We start from the raw sequence: 17,174 nt of genomic DNA on the forward strand, positions 1-17,174 counted from the left end.
TTTCTTCTCGGGAAGGTCGTGCTAGACTTCCGAAAAGCCTGGGTCAGGTGGTTTGGCCCCACCATAGACAGCCGGAGTATGCTGTGAACCCTCTTTCCGCCACAAGCAACCTGGCTTCAAATCCCACCCTTGCGGTACTTGGCTTCAAACGTCAGATCGTTTACCACCTGCACTTCTGGGCCTTTGTAGCCGTTGCTCCTCTGGTGATGGTGCAGTGGCGACAGGGCAATATTGTGCTGGCGTTACTGCTGATCCTGTTTTGCCTGAATGCGGTTGCTGTCATTGCGTTTCTGCGGTTCCGCAGTACCTATTTCCTGCAGGGGCGGCTGTTCCCCATCCTCGCGGTCATCTGCGCTGCTTATTCCACCATGATCAATGGGCATGCCGGGCTTTACTGGGCGTACCCCGCCGCTGCGGCGCTGTTTTTCCTGCTTCCTCTGAAGGAGGCCACCGTCAGCAATATTGTGTTTGTGATCAGCATGTCAGTGGTGTCATTTATTACCCTTCCGGAGGCTGATTTCTGGCGCATCACCTTTTCCCTGGGCCTGACCTGCCTTTTCGTGATGATCTTTGCCTGGCTGGTAGGGCGGCTGCAGGCAGAGCTGACTCGACTGGCCACCACCGACCCTCTTACAGGTTGTCTTAACCGGTCTCAGCTGGCAGACATCCTCAATAGCCAGATTCAGATGCGCGAACGCTATGAGCGGGTATCCAGCCTGATATTGCTGGACATGGACTATTTCAAGATTATCAACGACCGGTGGGGGCACCTGGCCGGCGACAGGGTTCTGCAGGAACTGTCTTCCAGGCTGCGCAAGCGGCTGAGGGAGAGCGACCAACTGTTCCGCATTGGCGGCGAGGAGTTCATGCTGGTGCTGCCGGAAACGCGCCAGAAAGACGCCGACAAGGTCGCCCGGGAGCTGCTTACAAACATCAGCGCCCGCCCCTTCGTTGAAGGTATCCAGGTTACCGCCAGCGCCAGCGTGGCGGAAGTGGACAAGGGCGAGACCTGGTCCGTGTGGCTTAACCGGGCAGACCAGGCACTCTATGAAGCCAAGGCCAGGGGTCGGAATCAGGTAGCCAACGCCGTCAGGCGTCAGGAAGTCACACCACCTGAAGGCGCGGATCCACAGTTAGCCGATGCCTAGTGTCCCGTCTGGCTATTTCGTTTGCCGGCAAAACTCCCGCCAGGCCCGGTAGACCTCGGCGGCACTCTCGAAATGCGGGTAGTGGCCGACATTGCGCAGGCTGACAACATCAGCATGCGGTATGAGCTCGCGATAACGCCTTGCCATTGCCGCGCCTGAAACCGGGTCCGCCACACCCGAGATCAGCCTCATCGGCTGCTTTGCATTCTGTAGCGCGCCTACCCAGCGATGGCGGTGGCAACGGCGCTCTTCCATGAAATGAATCAGTTTGTGCAGGATGCCCCGGCCATTGTTGTAGGTCAGCAGATACCAGAAATCATCCATGTCTTTCGAAACAGGCGCGTTAACCTCGCCAAACAGACGCCGGAAACTGCGCTCAAAGGTACGACGGGACAGTCCCCGGCTGATCAATCCACCCAGAGGACTGCGCAGGAGTTTCTGTATCAGTAAGGGGTTGTGTACCTCCGGGAACAGCGCCCCGTTGAGAAAACCGACGCGGGTGATGGCAAATGGCAACACACCTTCCTGGTCACGAGCCAGTATTTCCTGAGCCACACTACAGCCATAATCGTGGGCCAGGATGCTGACCTCTTTTAACCCGAGGCCGGCAATCCATCCCTCAATCATGTCTGCCTGGTCTTCAATACTGTAATCGTACAGCGCCGGCTTGTCAGAGAAGCCGAAGCCCAGCATATCCAGCGCGAATACCGCATGATGTTGAGTCAGCATTGGCCACAGCCGGTGCCAGTCCCAGCTCGCAGTGGGAAAGCCATGAAGCAGTACCAGGGCATCGCCCTGCCCTGCCATGCGGCTGAATATGGCATGCCCCCCGTAAGAGAACCATTTCCCCTCTTGCTGCCACCCTTCCAGAGTCCCTTCCCCTGCGCCGTTGCGTGGCTGGCCATGAGCTCCTGGTATCACCTGTTCCATTCCGGTTTCCTGAAACCTGCCTGAGTGTGGAACTCTAAATCAATCCACCCATCCCTTCCATATCTGGTATGGCATTTTGCGAAACGGGTCGGTCAGGGTGGTCTTTTTCAACTCGGTAGCCGTAAATCTGGAGGACATTGGCAAATTCCCTTAAGCTTTCGCCTTTGAACCGACTTTTAACTCCGGAAGCCTCTATGACCAACAAGCTTGACGACCTGGCCAGCCATTTCCAGCAGATTATCGCCGGCCTGGGTGAAGATCCCGGCCGCGAGGGCCTGCAAAACACACCGCTGAGGGCGGCAAAGGCGATGCAGTTTCTCACCCAGGGATACAGGCAAAGCCTTGCGGACCTGGTCAACGATGCCGTTTTCGAGTCCGCCATGGATGAAATGGTGGTGGTTCAGGACATCGAGCTTTACAGCATGTGCGAACACCACATGCTGCCGTTTATCGGGAAGTGCCACATTGCCTACCTGCCTCAGGGCAAGGTGCTGGGCCTGTCCAAATTCGCGCGCATTGTTGACATGTATGCCCGGCGGCTTCAGATCCAGGAGAACCTGACCCGTGAAATTGCCGAGGCCGTGGAAATGGTCACCGGTGCCAAGGGAGTCGCTGTGGTTATAGAGGCCCAGCACATGTGCATGATGATGCGTGGTGTGGAAAAGCAGAACTCCCGCATGAAGACGTCGATGATGCTGGGCCAGTTCCGGAAGTCACAGGCCACACGGACTGAATTCCTCACGCTGATTCGGGATCGCTGAACATTCCATGGGTAATCGGGAGACCAGATGACTGCAGTAACCGGAAATCACCAGGCAACCGTGCGTATAAAGGACCTGCTGCTACGCGCCTATATCGGTATCAAGGACGAGGAAATCAACAATCGGCAGGATGTACTGATCAATGTCCGGCTGACCTACAATGCCGCGGACGCCATTAACCAGAACGATATCCGTGCAGCACTGAACTACCGCACCATTACCAAGCAGATCATCAGCCATGTAGACGGCAACCGCTTTGCCCTTCTGGAGCGCCTGACCCATGAAGTGCTCAGTATTGTTATGGAGCATGAGGCAGTCCGCTGGGCGGCAGTAGAAATCGACAAGCCCCATGCGTTACGCTACGCGGAATCGGTGTCCGTCTGTCTTGAGGCGCACCGTGCCACCTGACGAACCGGTACCTCCATGTCCCGTAATAATCCCGAACAGCTACGCAGAATACTCGAAACCGTCCGCACCATTGCCCTGGTCGGCGCCAGTGACAAGTCCAACCGCCCCAGCCATGAAGTGATGGCCTATCTTCAGGGGCGCGGATACCGTGTGATCCCGGTAAATCCCAGGCTGGCGGGTAAAACAGTGCTCGGGGAAACCGTCTATCCTGATCTTGCTTCTGTTACCACACCCGTGGACATGGCGGATCTTTTTCTCGCGCCAGATCGCACCGATCCGGTCATTGATGCCGCGATCAAACAGGAGATCCCGGTGGTCTGGATGCAAATCGGTGTCCTCAATGAAGAAGGAGCGTTGCGAGCCGAAAATGCGGGCGTCATTGTTGTCATGGATAAATGCCCCAAGCAGGAAATCCCGCGCCTTGGCGTCCCTCCTGTGGCACAACCCGCCACGTGATTTCGTTGCCGCCTGGCGCCTTTAACCACGCACCTGTCCCGGACACTGGATTTCTGACATAATCGAGTCAGACAATCAGAAGACTGGCAGAGCCATGTGGTTCCGACGTAAAACCAGCAAAAAGCCTTCACGAAGGCCAACAATCCATCCCCAGCCAGGGACCCTGGCGCCTGATACCATGTCCCGCATTCAGCGGGTCAGGCTACCGGTGGATCTGCTCACCCCGGGAATGCGGGTGGTCAAACTGGATCGCCCCTGGACAGAAGTTCCCGTGTTGTTCCAGGGCTTTACCATCGAGACCCCCGACCAGGCCCGTATTCTCCGCCAGTACTGCGAATGGGTACTCGTCGAAGGCGATGACGAGATACTGTCGAGTGCACTGGACAAGGTGGCGTTGCACAAACAACGCACTTCCAGACCGATGTCTGAAACCCGGCCACTGTCGAAAGAAATACCTCGCGCCCGCAAGGCATGGAACAATACGCAAGTCTTTGTAGAGCAGGTGACCCGTAACATTGAACTGGGCAATGACCTGAACCTGCAGGATGCCCGCCCCATCATTCGTGACTGCGTTGAAAGCATCAAGGCGAACGCCAGCGCGATGTTCTGGATGAGCCGCATCAAGTCCCGGGACGCCTACACAGCCGAGCACTGCCTGCGCGTTGCCATTTTTACGGTGGCGTTTGCCCGTTTTCTGGGTATGCCGGACGAAGACCTGGAAATTGCCGGCATGTGTGGCCTGCTTCATGATCTCGGCAAACTGAAGGTGCCACCAGAGATACTCAACAAGCCGGGTGCACTTAGCCGCGAAGAATTCGCCATCATGCAGCAACACACCACCTTCGGCTATGAGCTGTTACGCGCAGACACCACGCTCGACCCGATCATTCGCGATGTCACCCGTCACCATCACGAGCGCATCGATGGTTCTGGCTACCCGCAACAACTGCAGGAGTGGCAGATCAGTCGTTTCGCCCGCCTGGTGTCGATTGTCGACGCCTTTGATGCAATGACCAGCGACCGCTGCTACCGGGATGGCATTCCCGCGTCTGACGCCATCCGCATTCTGTACCAGAACCGTGGCAGACAGTTCGATACCGACATGGTCGAAGCCTTTATCCGCATGGTCGGTATTTACCCGCCGGGAACCCTGGTAGAACTGACCACCGGAGAAGTGGCACTGATTGTTGCGGTACACCCTGGCAAGAAACTCAAACCCAGGGTCGAGGTTCTTCTCGATACCGAGAAAAGGGCGGTTACGCCGAGAACGATTGACCTGGCAAATCCGACGCCGGGAGAACAATCGGAGATTACTCGCCCACTCCCCGATGGCTCGTTCGGGATATCGTTGCAGGCACGGATCCACCAATTAGTAACAGATCATCGCGTTTATCCCTCATGATAGAATAAGCCCGGCCGATATGTTGTTCAGTAAATCAAGCAAACGGAGCACTTTGTGGACAAACCTGCCTCGGCGCTAACCCTGTTTATCAGGGGATTGCTGAACCCGGCATTTCCAGCACTGATTTTCCTGGTTTTCCTGGGAATTGCTCTGGTTTTGCAATACGGCATTGAAAAGCAGGATAGCTCCCAGATTCAGTCCAATCTGGACAGCGAAGCGCTGTCCATGGCCAGTCGCCTTGAGCGGGAATTTCTGGTTCATGTGGATGCCATTCGACGGATGGCAAAACGTCGGGAAGCCGCCCCGGACATGTCCCGTGAAACCTGGGAACGGGACGCCCGGAATTACCTGACTGATTTTGGTGTCTACCAGGCGATCGAGTGGATTGACGAAAATTTTGTTATCCGCTGGATGGAACCTTACGGGGGCAATGAAGATGCCATCGGCTACAACGTTGCCTTCTCGCCGGAGCGCCGGCAAGCACTGGAAACAGCCAGGTCAACGGGCAATATTGATGTTTCCGGCGTCATCGACCTGAAGCAGGGTGGCAGCGGGCTGGTCATCTACGCGCCCGTACTCTCCGGGGAGGACAACGAAGGTTTTATTGCCGGCGTCTTCAAAATGGAAACCCTTGCCAGGCAGCTGCTGTCCGGACGCCCGTTGGAGTCCTTCCGCATTGATATCCTGGATAACAACAGCCCTGCCTACGTCCTCGGCCAGTCGATCGACGCGGATACCTCTTTCTCCAGCAACGCCAGTGTCGAACTGCCAACTTTGGACTGGACGCTGACCGTTACCCCTTCCGCGTCCTGGGTAAAAGATCATCGCAGCAACTGGCCCTTCGTTACCTTCGTGATCATGCTGTGTATGGGGGTACTGACGAGCCTCACCACGCTGCTGGTACAGCAAATTCTCAAACGCAACCAGGCATTGCTGAAAACGCGGCGCGAGCTGGATGCAGAAATCAGTCAGCGCCAGGCTGTACAACAGGACCTGGCGCGGCTTGAGACCACTGACACCCTCACCGGCCTGGCCAACCGCCGCTTTTTCATGGAAGACCTGGTTCACACTCTGAGCATTGCGGACAGGCAGATGCGTCAGGTGGCGCTGGTGATGATAGACCTCGACCGCTTCCAGATGCTCAACGACTCTCTCGGTCACCAGTTCGGAGATGAATTGCTGATCAAGGTGTCCGAGCGCCTCAACGCACTCAGCGATGAAAGGATCATGGTTGCGTATTCCGGCGGCGACGAATTCATGATCTGCCAACAGCATGTCGAAGACATAGACGACGTCATCAATCTGCTGGGCCAAATCAAACAGTGCTTTGAAGAGCCTTATCATGTTCAGGGCGAAAAGCATGGCGTTACCGCTACCATGGGGGTCGCGGTGTATCCCCAGAGCGGTCTGGACGCCGACACACTGATGCGAAATGCAGACGTGGCGTTGTACCGGGCCAAGGAGCAGGGCCGGAATACCTACCAATTCTATACCGAAGGCATGCAGGACCGGGAAGTCATGCGCCTTGAACTGGACAAAGACCTCGACCAGGCCCTGGCCAATGACGAATTCGTGCTTTACTTTCAGCCCCAGTTGGACCTCAACGATTCCTCCATCAACAGTGTGGAAGCCCTGATCCGCTGGAAACACCCCCGCAGAGGCCTGTTACCGCCGATCGATTTCATTCCCCTGGCTGAAGAAAGCGGGCGCATTACTGATATCGGCCGCTGGGTGGTCAAGGCCGCCTGTAGGCAGCTGGCTAATTGGCAGAACGGGCCTTATGCCAACCTGCGGATCGCCGTGAACCTGTCGGGCCGCGAACTGGATGACGAAGGCATTGTTGACCATATCCAGGAGACACTGGAAGCCCATGGAGTAACCGCGGATCGCCTGGAAGTGGAGCTGACGGAAGAGATTTTCATCCAGAATATAGAGCACAACCTCAATCAGCTCTCCAAGCTCCACAAACTGGGCGTACATCTGGCCATTGATGACTTTGGTGTGGGTTATTCTTCGCTGGGTTACCTGCGGGATTTTCCGGTTGACCTGCTGAAAATCGACCGCTCCTTTATTACGGATGTCACTGAACGCCACGACGATGCAGTGATTACCCGCGCAGTCATCAATCTGGCCCATAATCTTGGCATTCAGGTGGTGGCCGAGGGCGTGGAAACCCGGGAACAGCTTAATTTTCTGAAAAATCATCGCTGCGATCTGATCCAGGGCTACTTCATCAGCCGCCCGGTTCCTGCCGCCGAACTGGAACAGGCGCTGAGTTCTGGCGTTCTGAATGTCGATACGCCGGTTGGTACCTGATTGAAATGAGCGCCGCGAATCACCACTATTCCGGTATCAGCTTTCAAGGTACCGACTTATGAGTTCAAACTATCTGACCAGGGAACAGGACGAGCGCTTGCGGCGCTGGGAAGCCTGGAACAAGCGTTATTTCATTTTTGCGTTCGTTTCGCTGATCGTGATTCTGGTTTTCAGCAGCCAGCTTGGCCTCTCCAGTGGCGACAGCTGGGGGCCTCTGGGTGTTCTTATTGCGGTGTTAATCACTCCCATCATCATCCTGCAATTGCGCCTGGAATGCCCTGCCTGTGGGCAGAAGATCGGCTGGCAGGCCAAACTGATGGCCCCGGACCAATGTAAGGCCTGTGGCACCTTCCTCCGTTCAAAAGATTCCACGTCCTGAAAAAACCTTTGACCTGTTAGTAGCTCACAGGTTTTAGGCTACCCTTAATGCAATGCTTGGTGGCATCCGCAATTGGGTGCCGTCCGTGAAGGGAAGGACGGCTTTTCCGAAACACGCTCCTTCGGCACATCCATGTGACGCTTGGGCTCCGCCATCCATGGCTCCGCACAGTTTCGGAAAAGCCGTCCTTCCCTTCACTCTATGAACATTGGGGGGGCGGTCTGCGTTATGAAAGTTAAAGAAATTGCTATGGGTGCGGGGGTTAACCCCGATACCGTCCGGTTTTATACCCGGGAAGGGTTGCTGAAGCCCACCCGGAATCCGGACAACAACTATCAGCTGTACGACGCAGAAGATTTGCGGCGATTACGGTTTGCCCGCAAAGCGCGGCAGCTTGGTTTTTCACTGCCGGAAATCCGGCAGATTCTGGAGCAGGCGGAGGATCATCATTCGCCCTGCCCCATGGTTCGGGACGTGTTTCAGCAGCGGCTGGCGGAGGTGGAGCGTGAGATTGCGGAACTGCAGCAATTGCGCGGACGAATGACGGCTGCTTTATCCGCCTGGCAGAACATGCCGGATGGCACGCCGGACGGCCATACGATTTGCCAGCTGATTGAACACTGGGACGAACCGGTCCCGGAAACCGGTAACAAGGAGTGATGCTCCATGAATGAGAAAGTCGCACTACACCCGGCGCTGTCTATTTCCGGCGCGTCCTGCCAGGGCTGTGTTCGCAAGATTCGTGAGGCGCTGGAGCCGTTGACCGGCAGTGCCGACCGGGTTGAGGTGAATCTGGAGGAGCAGACGGTTGCCCTGCCCGATGGCATTGATACTGCCGAGGCCGCCGGTATTGTCACGGAAGCCGGTTATCCCGCCTCACCTCTGGAGGCCTCCTCTGCCACTGAACCGGCGTCGGAGGATGACCATTGCCATGTCGACAGTAAACAGGCTCAATCCGAAACCCGGCAGCAGTCCGATCAGGACACGGGTAAAGGGGAGAGCGCCGGGAATGACGACCAGATCCATCTGGCGGTTACGGGTGCAACCTGTGCTTCCTGTGTGAACACCATTGAAAAGGCCCTGAAATCGGTCGATGGCATTACCGGTGCCCATATGAACCTGGCGGACAATACTGCCACGGCCACCGGATATGCGGACCCCCAGACGCTGATCAGGGCAGTAGAAAGCTCCGGCTACGGGGCCAGCGTGATCGAAGACCCGGATGCGGCAGATGACCGTAAGCAGCAAGAGGATCGCAGGCAGTACAAGACACTGCTGGTGAAGATGGCCATCAGTCTGAGCCTGGGCCTGGGCCTGATGATCTGGGGCATGGGCTTTGGCACCATGATGGTGACCGAAGACAACCAGATGACCTGGCTTACTCTGGGTATTCTGACTCTGGGTGTGATGGTTGCTACTGGTGGGCACTTTTACACCGGCGCGTGGAAAGCGTTCCGGCACCACAATGCCAATATGGACACCCTGATTGCCCTGGGTACCGGTACTGCGTGGGTCTATTCCATCGTGGTGGCCAGTGTTCCCGATGCCTTGCCGGAAATGGCGCGGCATGTGTATTTTGAAGCCTCAGCGATGATTATCGGCCTGATCAATCTGGGCCAGGCGCTGGAGCTGCGAGCCAAAGGCAAGACCTCGGAAGCCGTGCGACGGCTGCTGGATCTGCGGGCAAAAACCGCCCGTGTTATCCGTGACGGCGAGGAGCAGGATCTGCCGGTAGAGCAGGTCAGGGCCGGCGATCATATCCGTGTACGCCCCGGTGAAAGCCTGCCGGTGGACGGGGAAATCATCGAGGGCAGTACCCGCATCGATGAGAGCATGCTCACCGGTGAACCCATGCCCGTCAGCAAGCGCGAAGGTGACGAGGTGTCTGCCGGCACCCTGAATACCCACGGCTCGATTATCTACAAGGCCACCCGCGTAGGCAGCGAAACCGCCCTCGCCCAGATCATTCGCCTGGTCAAGAAGGCCCAGGGCTCCAAGCCAGCCATCGGGCGATTGGCAGACAAGATTTCCTCGGTGTTTGTGCCCAGCGTAATGCTGATTGCCGTGGTGTCCGCCCTGGTCTGGTACAACGTCGGGCCGGAACCGGCGGTGGTTCACATGATGGTAGCGGCTACCACGGTGCTGATTATTGCCTGTCCCTGTGCTCTGGGCCTGGCGACCCCCATGTCGGTCATGGTGGGTGTCGGCAAGGCCGCAGAATACGGTGCCCTGATCCGCCAGGGCGATGCTCTGCAAACCGCAGGTAAGCTGGATCTGGTGATTCTGGACAAGACCGGCACCATTACTGAAGGTCATCCGGCCGTTACCCGTTTCCATGCAACTGACAACAACACGGGCAGATTGCTGGCCCTCGCCGCTGGCCTGGAACAGCACTCGGAACACCCCCTGGCGGAAGCCATTATGGCGAAAGCCAAGGACGAAAATGCCAGCCCGGAGAACATCACTGGCTTCGAGGCCCTCAACGGTAAAGGCGTGAGGGGCGAGCTGGACGGCCAACCCGTGCGCCTTGGCAATCGCCGCTGGCTGAAAGGCGAAGGCGTTGACCTCGCAGGCTTACAAGACGAGGCAGACGCCATTACCTCTGAAGCCGGAACTCCGCTGTTCCTGGCCCTGGGTAACAAAGCTGTGGGTGTCATCGGTGTTGCCGATGCGGTCAAACAGGACTCCCGGGATGCCATCCGCCGCCTGCACGATGCCGGCATACGGGTCATGATGGTCACTGGCGACGTGGACGCCACCGCCAAAGCCATCGCGCAGAAAACCGGGATTGATGATTACCGTGCCGAGGTGTTACCGGAAGACAAGGCCACCATCGTCAGCGAAATGCGTGGCAAGGGATATACTGTGGCAATGGTTGGCGACGGCATCAACGATGCCCCGGCGCTGGCCGCTGCGGATGTCGGCTTTGCCATTGGCACCGGAACCGATGTCGCGATCGAAAGCGCAGGCATCACGCTGATGCGGGGATCGCTTCACGGCGTAGCCGATGCTATTGAGATATCACGGGCCACCGTTCGTAATATACACCAGAACCTGTTTGGTGCGTTTATATACAACTCCATGGGTATACCGGTGGCAGCCGGGCTGTTATACCCTTTGTGGGGAATGTTGATGAGCCCGATTCTGGCCGGCGCTGCCATGTCGCTGTCCTCGGTTACGGTGGTCACCAACGCCAACCGGCTGCGGTTGTTCAGAACCAGCAATAACGCCGGCAAGGAGGGGAACGAATGAGCACACTTCTGGTCAATGCGGGAGGACTGGTCCTGATGGCCGCCATCGTATGGTGGTTCTGGCTGTCGCCCTCTGAAGGTAGCAAAACGGACAACGATCATAGCCATCACCACTGAGGTAACATCATGAAAAAACACATGCTGGCCCTGGGCCTCATCGCGACCGTCGGTTTCAACGGTCAACTGCAAGCCGAAGAGGGGCTCAAAGACATTCACGTCTACAAGTCACCCACCTGTGGCTGCTGCACCGACTGGGTAGACCACATGGAGGACAATGGCTTCAAGGTGGAAGTGACCGAAACCAACGACCTGAACCCCATCAAGATCGACGCCGGCCTGACACCAGCACTGGCCAGTTGCCACACGGCATTCATTGGTGACTACGTGATCGAAGGCCATGTTCCGGCCAACGACATTCATCGACTGATTGCCGAGGCACCGAAGGCAAAAGGCCTGTCGGTACCGGGAATGCCTGCGGGATCACCGGGTATGGAAATGGGTGACCGCAAGGATCATTACCAGGTGCTGATGTTCAACGAAAGTGGCCAGACCCGCGTCTTCGCTGAACACAACTAGTCTATGCCTTGAAGTCTGCAGGTTGCCCCGCGACTATCCCGGCCGATGAATCGAGCCGGGATATTAACCACGCGTAACAGGTCTGACTCATACCGTCATAACCGGTATACTCCGCAACAACATTCAAATTTTATCCAGTCAGGTTCTGTTCATGCTCAACGCCGACGCCCTCAGCCAGTTGCGCCAGCTGAAGTCCGATATTGAAGAAAACAAGGTGGTGTTTCCCGGCACTGTCAAAGCCACCAACGGGCGTTTCGGCTTTGTAGCACTGGATGAAGGCCGGGATGTCTTCCTGCCGCCGGAAGAGATGCAGAAGGTCCTGCCGGGCGACCGGGTTACCGTTTCCGAGCAGGAAGGCGACAAGGGCAAGACCCAGGGCGTGGTGGACGAACTGCTGGAAACCAACCTGGACACCTTCGTGGGCCGCTACCTGGTGAGAGGCAAGGGGCATTTCGTGGTGCCGGAAACACCGGGCATCAACCGCTGGATTTTCATCCCGCCGAAAGAACGCCAGAACGCCGAGCCCGATGACTACATCTACTGCCGCATCCACAAACACCCGATCAAGGACGGCAAAGGCCAGGCAAAGATCCTGAAAGTGATCGGCAAGGCCGGCGAGGCCGGCATCGAGCGCTCCTTCACGGTTGCCACCTTCAACCTGCCGGATGCCTGGCCGGAAGCGGTCAGCAAACAGGCCGAGGCGCTGGACGAATCGGTCATCGAAGCCAGGGGTGAGGGCCGTGAAGACCGCACCGATCAGCCCTATGTCACCATCGACAGCCCCGGCACCCAGGACATGGACGACGCCCTGCTGGCCGAACCCAACGCTACCGGCTGGAGACTGTCTATTGCCATCGCCGACCCCACCGCGGTCGTTGAGCCAGGCAGCCCGGCGGAGCAGGAAGCCTTCCGCCGCGCCACCGCGATCTACTTCCCTGGTGAGCCGCTGCCGATGCTGCCGGACACCCTCAGCACCCGCCTTTGCTCGCTGATGCCCGAGGTAAAGCGCCTTGCCCTGGTCTGTGACCTGCAGGTGAACAACGACGGCAGCCTGGGCGAGTACAGCTTTCACCAGGCGGTGATCCGCTCCCACGGCAAGCTCAGTTACGAACTGGTATCCAACCTGATCGAGGGCCGTGAAGCCGATGACGTCAAGGCGTTACCGGACACCGTTTCCAACAGCCTTGATCAGCTCCATCAGGTCGCCATGTCCCTGCGCAAGTGGCGCAGTGAACACGCGCTGGTGAACGGCGACCGCCCGGAATTCCGCCTGCGCCTGGATGAAAACCGCCGGGTACGCCTGATTGAGCCTTCCGTACAGAACGAGGCCCATCGCCTGGTGGAAGAGTGCATGATTGCCGCCAATCGTTGCGCGGCAGACTTCCTGGGCCAGCAGGACAAGGGACTGTTCATCCAGCATCCCGGTCTGCGCGACGACCGCGCCGATAACATTCGTGCGCTGCTGGAAGGCTACGCGCCTGATCTCGCCGGGGTGGACGCCACCAGCGCCGAAGGTTTCCGCGATCTGATGAAGCAGACCGAAGGACTGGACGCGGAAGTGCCGGTCAAGGCCATCATTTCCCGCCAGCTCGCCCGTGCCGAGCTGTCGTTTACCCCCGCACCCCACCAGGGCATGGGGCTGGCCGCCTACACCACCTTTACCTCGCCGCTGCGCAAGTTCAGCGACTTTCACGTGCACCGGCTGATCAAGTCGATCCTGTGGCAGGAGCCGCTGAGCGAACTGAGCGAAGAACAACTGGCCGAACTGCAACTGACCCAGTTCCGAGCGCGGCAGGCCGCCAACAGCCTTGAAAGTTGGCTGAAGAGTGATTTTGCCCGGACCCTGGGCGAGGACGCGATGACTGGAGTCATCAGCCGCACGACCCCCTCGGGCTTTTTCGTCAGGCTCGACGCCAACGGGCTGGAAGGATTCGTCAGCTGCAAGACCCTGGAAGGCAAGTTCAGCTTCGACCCGGTCACCCTGCGGCTGGTTCACAACAAGAATGGCCGAACCTTCCAGCTTGAGCAGCCCGCGACCGTCACCTTTGCCGGTGTGGATGACGAGCGCAAACAGATCCTGTTCAATCTGGTGGAGCCGTCAGCCGACGCTTCCGCTTCAGACAGCGCGCCTGACGGCAAAGGCGACGCTTGAAAATCCGGCTCCGGAGCACCATCGTAATGGTTCAACGGGCACTTACTCGTAACGGAGGTGAATCCGGATGCCTATCAGCCCAACAGAATTCCTGAAGAAGTACGGCTTCGAAGAGGAAGACGAGGAGCGGGACCACAGCCTGCGCCACAATGCCATGGAGCACGCGAAGCATCTGAAGCGGCCCCATGCCGGTACGCCACACGACTGGGAAGAGTGGGAGCGTTACAAAAAGGAGCACCCCGATGAAGTTGAGGACGACGGCAAGAGCGACAACAACTAGCTCTGCTCAAGCATCCTCGACAGGCGTTCGTCTTTGGCCCGCCACTGTTCCGCCAGCCAGTTCTTCACGTTCTTGCGATGCTCGGCATCGGTCGCGTAATCCCGCCCCTTGAGGTGCTCGGGAATAGCGACGGTGTCAATCTCCATTTTCACTTCGCGGACCCGTCCGCACATGAAATCCCAGAAGCTGGGAGCACCGCCCGGGTAGGCAATCGTTACATCGACCAGAGTTTCAATGGTATCGCCCATGGCATCCAGCACAAAGGCTGCACCGCCGGCCTTGGGCGTCAGCAAATGGGTGTATTTTGATTTCTGCTGGTCGTGCTTGGCCTGGGTAAAGCGGGTGCCTTCCACGAAATTCATGATGCTGACCGGCGTATAGCGGAACTTCTCGCAAGCCTGGCGGGTGGCTTTCAGGTCTTCACCGCGCTTTTCGGGATGCTTGATCAGGTATTCACGGGTGTAGCGTTTCATGAACGGGAAATCCAGCCCCCACCACGCCAGGCCAATCACCGGCACCCAGATCAGCTGTTGCTTGAGGAAGAACTTGAGAAACGGCGCCCGGCGGTTGAATACCCGTTGCATGGCGAAGATGTCGACCCAGCTCTGGTGGTTGCTAAGCACCAGGTACCAGCTTTCCCGTTTGAGTTTCTCATCACCGTGCACCGTCCACTTGGTACCCTGGGTGAGCTTCATCCAGCCGGTGTTGCAGGCCACCCAGGATTCGGAAATCCAGATGATCGCCTTGGTGCAGAGCACGCGGAAGCCTTTGTGGGGGATGATGAGCTTGAAGATGGCCGGGATGTAGAGGAGCAGGCACCAGAACAGGGTGTTGAGACCAAGAAGAATGGAGCTTAGTACGCCGATGACCGGGGCTGGCAGGAAGCTGAGCATGGTTGTCCTGTTGTTGGTTTTATTGCGATGGGCGAATGATACCAATGGTTGGCGCGTTTGGGCAGTGGCGTGAAGTGACCGGTTTGCCATGGGTAATGGACGTTCTTGCCATAGTTCTGGCCCCTGCAGGTAGTCTAGTCTTATCCGACACTAGTGGCTGTGCAGGTATGAAAGCCCTTTCCCGGACCCGTTAACGACATACATTCTATGGAAACCTCTATGCCCGACCCGCTGAAATACGCCTTTCGCAATGCCTCGGGAATAACCCGCCAGACCGCACTATACGCCAGTAACGCCTTCGACCGGGTATTCCGCGCCGCCAGCCTGGTTCAGGCGGGGCAGACGCCGTTCGAGACGCTGCACACCGATGGCCTGGTGAGCCTGCGTTACTACCCGCCGCTGGCGGAAGACTTTATCGAGCTGGATGGCGAGATGATTGATGTGGAGCGTACGCCCCACAAAACACCCATCGTGATCGTGCCGCCACTGGCGGTCAACATGCTGATCTACGACCTGTTTCCCCAACGCAGTCTGGTACGTTTCCTGCGGGCGAAGGGGTTTGAGGTATACCTGATCGACTGGGGCGTGCCCACGCGGCAACACAGCCACTACAACCTTCACACCTACGTGGCAGAGTTGCTGCCAGCGTATCTGAACCGGGTGAGGGAGCACAGTGGCGAGCAGGAATTGTCGCTGCATGGTTGGAGTCTGGGCGGGATGTTTACCCTGTTCTACTCCGCCCTAAGCCGCGACCAGCACATCCGCAACGCCATCGTGCTGGGCTCCCCCATCGACAGCCACGCCTCCGGCCTGATGGGGCTGATGTACCAGCGGGTATCCGACGTTGCCGAGTTCATCCGCAAACGCACCGGCTTCCGCCTGCACGACGTCAAACCCTACTGGTTCCACACCCCCGGCTGGGCCAACACCATCGGCTTCAAACTCACCAACCCCATCGGCAGCGTGATGGGCTACTGGGAACTCATCGTCCGCCTGGGCGACCGCGAATTCGTCTCCAGCCACGCCACCACCTCCGCCTTCCTCGACCGCATGGTCGCCTACCCCGGCGGCATCGTTCAGGATGCGGTGGTGCGCCTGTGGATCGACAATGACCTCTCCCGCGGCCAGATCCAGATCGGCGAAGACGTTGCCCGCCTGGAAAACGTAAACGCCAACTTACTCGCCATCGCCGGCGACAGCGACACCCTGGCAACACCGGGTGCAGTCAAACGGATCGAAGACCACGTCAGCTCAAAAGACGTCACTTTCCGGGTCACCCCCGGCGGCCATATGGGCATTCTGGCCGGCAGCAAGGCACCGAAGGAAAGCTGGCTGGAAATGGCAGAATGGCTGGCAGAAAGATCGGATTGAATCAACCTGGCCACCTGACGAAAGGACGGCTATCACAAGAGCCGGAAGCACGGCTCGGGAAGGATTGTCCAAAACTGTGCGGCGCCATGGATGGCGGAGCCCAAGCGTCACATGGATGTGCCGAAGGAGCGTGTTTTGGACAATCCTTCCCGAGACGGGCCTCAACCAGGGTCAGAGGTTATTCAAGGTAGCAGGAAGCTCAGAGAGACTGCGAACCACCGCATTCGGCTGAATCCCCCAGTCCTCAAACACCTTCCCGGCATCCCGCTGCACCCAGATGGCCATCAACCCCGCCGCCCGGGCTCCGATCACATCCCAGGCGTTGCTCGACACCAGACACAACGGCTGATCCATCGCCCCCGTCGCCCGCCGGGCATAGGCGTAGACCGCCGGATCCGGCTTGAAACTCTTGATGTCATCCACCGACACCAGCCCATCAAACATTGCCAGCAAATCATTGTGCCCCAGCACCTTCTCCAGCGCCGGATAGGTGCCGTTTGAGAACGCATACATCAGATAATCCCCCTCCAGGGACTTCAGCGCCGGCAACGAATCGTCAAAAGCGGGCAGGGAAAGATAGGCCCCCATCAGCTCATCCTCCCGTTCCCGACTCAGCTCAAGCTCATGACTGGCCATCGCGTAGCGCAGCGCCTGGCGGGTGCAGGCTCCGAAATCCTCGTACATGCGCATCAGGCCCTTGCGAAAGGAAAACTCCAGCTGCTTTTCCCGCCACTGAGAGCTCACCGATTCCGCCGCCTCACCCGCATCCGGCGCCAGCAGTTCAGCCATACCCATCGGGTCCACCAGGGTTCCGTATACATCAAACGCCAGTATTGGTTTCATCGGGCTCT

16 protein-coding genes are annotated in these 17,174 nt (G+C 58.0%); 13 read left to right on the forward strand and 3 right to left on the reverse strand.

Annotated elements, in window-relative coordinates; all coding sequences use genetic code 11:
* Positions 1 to 83 precede the first annotated feature (83 nt).
* Positions 84 to 1,148, forward strand: a complete 1,065-nt coding sequence (locus FDP08_RS11915; RefSeq protein WP_137436364.1) for a GGDEF domain-containing protein — start codon at positions 84 to 86, stop codon at positions 1,146 to 1,148.
* Between the two features lie 12 nt (positions 1,149 to 1,160).
* Here the strand turns inward: FDP08_RS11915 and FDP08_RS11920 are convergent, their stop codons facing one another.
* Positions 1,161 to 2,078, reverse strand: coding sequence for an alpha/beta fold hydrolase (locus FDP08_RS11920; RefSeq protein WP_137436365.1), 918 nt, complete (start codon positions 2,076 to 2,078; stop codon positions 1,161 to 1,163).
* A 194-nt stretch (positions 2,079 to 2,272) separates the two neighbouring features.
* Between FDP08_RS11920 and folE the strand changes: the two genes are divergently transcribed.
* The 11 genes from folE (at position 2,273) to FDP08_RS11975 (ending at position 14,059) form a co-directional block, all read left to right on the forward strand.
* Positions 2,273 to 2,839 (forward strand): GTP cyclohydrolase I FolE, encoded by a 567-nt coding sequence (folE, locus tag FDP08_RS11925; RefSeq protein ID WP_137436366.1) that lies wholly within the window; start codon positions 2,273 to 2,275, stop codon positions 2,837 to 2,839.
* A gap of 27 nt (positions 2,840 to 2,866) precedes the next feature.
* On the forward strand, positions 2,867 to 3,247 hold the full coding sequence (gene folX, locus FDP08_RS11930; protein WP_137436367.1) for a dihydroneopterin triphosphate 2'-epimerase: 381 nt from the start codon (positions 2,867 to 2,869) through the stop codon (positions 3,245 to 3,247).
* Between the two features lie 15 nt (positions 3,248 to 3,262).
* Positions 3,263 to 3,703 (forward strand): CoA-binding protein, encoded by a 441-nt coding sequence (locus FDP08_RS11935; protein ID WP_137436368.1) that lies wholly within the window; start codon positions 3,263 to 3,265, stop codon positions 3,701 to 3,703.
* A gap of 178 nt (positions 3,704 to 3,881) precedes the next feature.
* Positions 3,882 to 5,105, forward strand: a complete 1,224-nt coding sequence (locus FDP08_RS11940; protein ID WP_228263291.1) for an HD-GYP domain-containing protein — start codon at positions 3,882 to 3,884, stop codon at positions 5,103 to 5,105.
* Positions 5,106 to 5,159: 54 nt separating this feature from the next.
* The gene (locus FDP08_RS11945) at positions 5,160 to 7,421 is read left to right on the forward strand and encodes a bifunctional diguanylate cyclase/phosphodiesterase (RefSeq protein ID WP_137436370.1); all 2,262 of its coding nucleotides are present in this window, start codon (positions 5,160 to 5,162) and stop codon (positions 7,419 to 7,421) included.
* A gap of 58 nt (positions 7,422 to 7,479) precedes the next feature.
* On the forward strand, positions 7,480 to 7,800 hold the full coding sequence (locus FDP08_RS11950; protein ID WP_137436371.1) for a hypothetical protein: 321 nt from the start codon (positions 7,480 to 7,482) through the stop codon (positions 7,798 to 7,800).
* Between the two features lie 228 nt (positions 7,801 to 8,028).
* Complete coding sequence (locus FDP08_RS11955) at positions 8,029 to 8,460, forward strand: MerR family transcriptional regulator (RefSeq protein ID WP_137436372.1); 432 nt, start codon at positions 8,029 to 8,031, stop codon at positions 8,458 to 8,460.
* 6 nt (positions 8,461 to 8,466) lie between these two features.
* Complete coding sequence (locus tag FDP08_RS11960) at positions 8,467 to 11,052, forward strand: heavy metal translocating P-type ATPase (RefSeq protein WP_137436373.1); 2,586 nt, start codon at positions 8,467 to 8,469, stop codon at positions 11,050 to 11,052.
* Positions 11,053 to 11,177: 125 nt separating this feature from the next.
* On the forward strand, positions 11,178 to 11,627 hold the full coding sequence (locus FDP08_RS11965; RefSeq protein WP_137436374.1) for a DUF411 domain-containing protein: 450 nt from the start codon (positions 11,178 to 11,180) through the stop codon (positions 11,625 to 11,627).
* A gap of 151 nt (positions 11,628 to 11,778) precedes the next feature.
* Positions 11,779 to 13,779, forward strand: a complete 2,001-nt coding sequence (locus FDP08_RS11970; RefSeq protein WP_137436375.1) for a ribonuclease R family protein — start codon at positions 11,779 to 11,781, stop codon at positions 13,777 to 13,779.
* 67 nt (positions 13,780 to 13,846) lie between these two features.
* Positions 13,847 to 14,059 carry a hypothetical protein gene (locus FDP08_RS11975; protein ID WP_137436376.1) on the forward strand — a complete coding sequence of 71 codons (213 nt, stop codon included), beginning with the start codon at positions 13,847 to 13,849 and terminating at the stop codon, positions 14,057 to 14,059.
* Here the strand turns inward: FDP08_RS11975 and FDP08_RS11980 are convergent.
* Complete coding sequence (locus tag FDP08_RS11980; RefSeq protein ID WP_137436377.1) at positions 14,056 to 14,952, reverse strand: 1-acylglycerol-3-phosphate O-acyltransferase, YihG family; 897 nt, start codon at positions 14,950 to 14,952, stop codon at positions 14,056 to 14,058. The two genes, FDP08_RS11975 and FDP08_RS11980, sit on opposite strands and share 4 nt — an antisense overlap.
* A 219-nt stretch (positions 14,953 to 15,171) precedes the next feature.
* On the opposite strand from FDP08_RS11980, the gene FDP08_RS11985 reads away from it, so the two are divergent.
* Positions 15,172 to 16,323 carry an alpha/beta fold hydrolase gene (locus tag FDP08_RS11985; protein ID WP_137436378.1) on the forward strand — a complete coding sequence of 384 codons (1,152 nt, stop codon included), beginning with the start codon at positions 15,172 to 15,174 and terminating at the stop codon, positions 16,321 to 16,323.
* Between the two features lie 171 nt (positions 16,324 to 16,494).
* Here the strand turns inward: FDP08_RS11985 and FDP08_RS11990 are convergent, their stop codons facing one another.
* Positions 16,495 to 17,166, reverse strand: coding sequence for a haloacid dehalogenase type II (locus tag FDP08_RS11990; RefSeq protein ID WP_137436379.1), 672 nt, complete (start codon positions 17,164 to 17,166; stop codon positions 16,495 to 16,497).
* Between the last annotated feature and the right edge of the window lie 8 nt (positions 17,167 to 17,174).

Origin of the sequence: Marinobacter panjinensis (assembly GCF_005298175.1) — a bacterium.
In the GTDB taxonomy this organism is placed as follows: Bacteria; Pseudomonadota; Gammaproteobacteria; order Pseudomonadales; family Oleiphilaceae; genus Marinobacter; species Marinobacter panjinensis.

What these genes read in the sequence shown, in the direction of transcription:
- FDP08_RS11990 (WP_137436379.1), bottom strand. Translation starts at nt 17,166, where the DNA reads ATGAAACCAATACTGGCGTTTGATGTATACGGAACCCTGGTGGACCCG.
- FDP08_RS11970 (WP_137436375.1), top strand. Translation starts at nt 11,779, where the DNA reads ATGCTCAACGCCGACGCCCTCAGCCAGTTGCGCCAGCTGAAGTCCGAT.
- folX (WP_137436367.1), top strand. Translation starts at nt 2,867, where the DNA reads ATGACTGCAGTAACCGGAAATCACCAGGCAACCGTGCGTATAAAGGAC.
- FDP08_RS11965 (WP_137436374.1), top strand. Translation starts at nt 11,178, where the DNA reads ATGAAAAAACACATGCTGGCCCTGGGCCTCATCGCGACCGTCGGTTTC.
- folE (WP_137436366.1), top strand. Translation starts at nt 2,273, where the DNA reads ATGACCAACAAGCTTGACGACCTGGCCAGCCATTTCCAGCAGATTATC.
- FDP08_RS11980 (WP_137436377.1), bottom strand. Translation starts at nt 14,952, where the DNA reads ATGCTCAGCTTCCTGCCAGCCCCGGTCATCGGCGTACTAAGCTCCATT.
- FDP08_RS11985 (WP_137436378.1), top strand. Translation starts at nt 15,172, where the DNA reads ATGCCCGACCCGCTGAAATACGCCTTTCGCAATGCCTCGGGAATAACC.
- FDP08_RS11935 (WP_137436368.1), top strand. Translation starts at nt 3,263, where the DNA reads ATGTCCCGTAATAATCCCGAACAGCTACGCAGAATACTCGAAACCGTC.
- FDP08_RS11955 (WP_137436372.1), top strand. Translation starts at nt 8,029, where the DNA reads ATGAAAGTTAAAGAAATTGCTATGGGTGCGGGGGTTAACCCCGATACC.
- FDP08_RS11940 (WP_228263291.1), top strand. Translation starts at nt 3,882, where the DNA reads ATGTCCCGCATTCAGCGGGTCAGGCTACCGGTGGATCTGCTCACCCCG.
- FDP08_RS11975 (WP_137436376.1), top strand. Translation starts at nt 13,847, where the DNA reads ATGCCTATCAGCCCAACAGAATTCCTGAAGAAGTACGGCTTCGAAGAG.
- FDP08_RS11920 (WP_137436365.1), bottom strand. Translation starts at nt 2,078, where the DNA reads ATGGAACAGGTGATACCAGGAGCTCATGGCCAGCCACGCAACGGCGCA.
- FDP08_RS11950 (WP_137436371.1), top strand. Translation starts at nt 7,480, where the DNA reads ATGAGTTCAAACTATCTGACCAGGGAACAGGACGAGCGCTTGCGGCGC.
- FDP08_RS11960 (WP_137436373.1), top strand. Translation starts at nt 8,467, where the DNA reads ATGAATGAGAAAGTCGCACTACACCCGGCGCTGTCTATTTCCGGCGCG.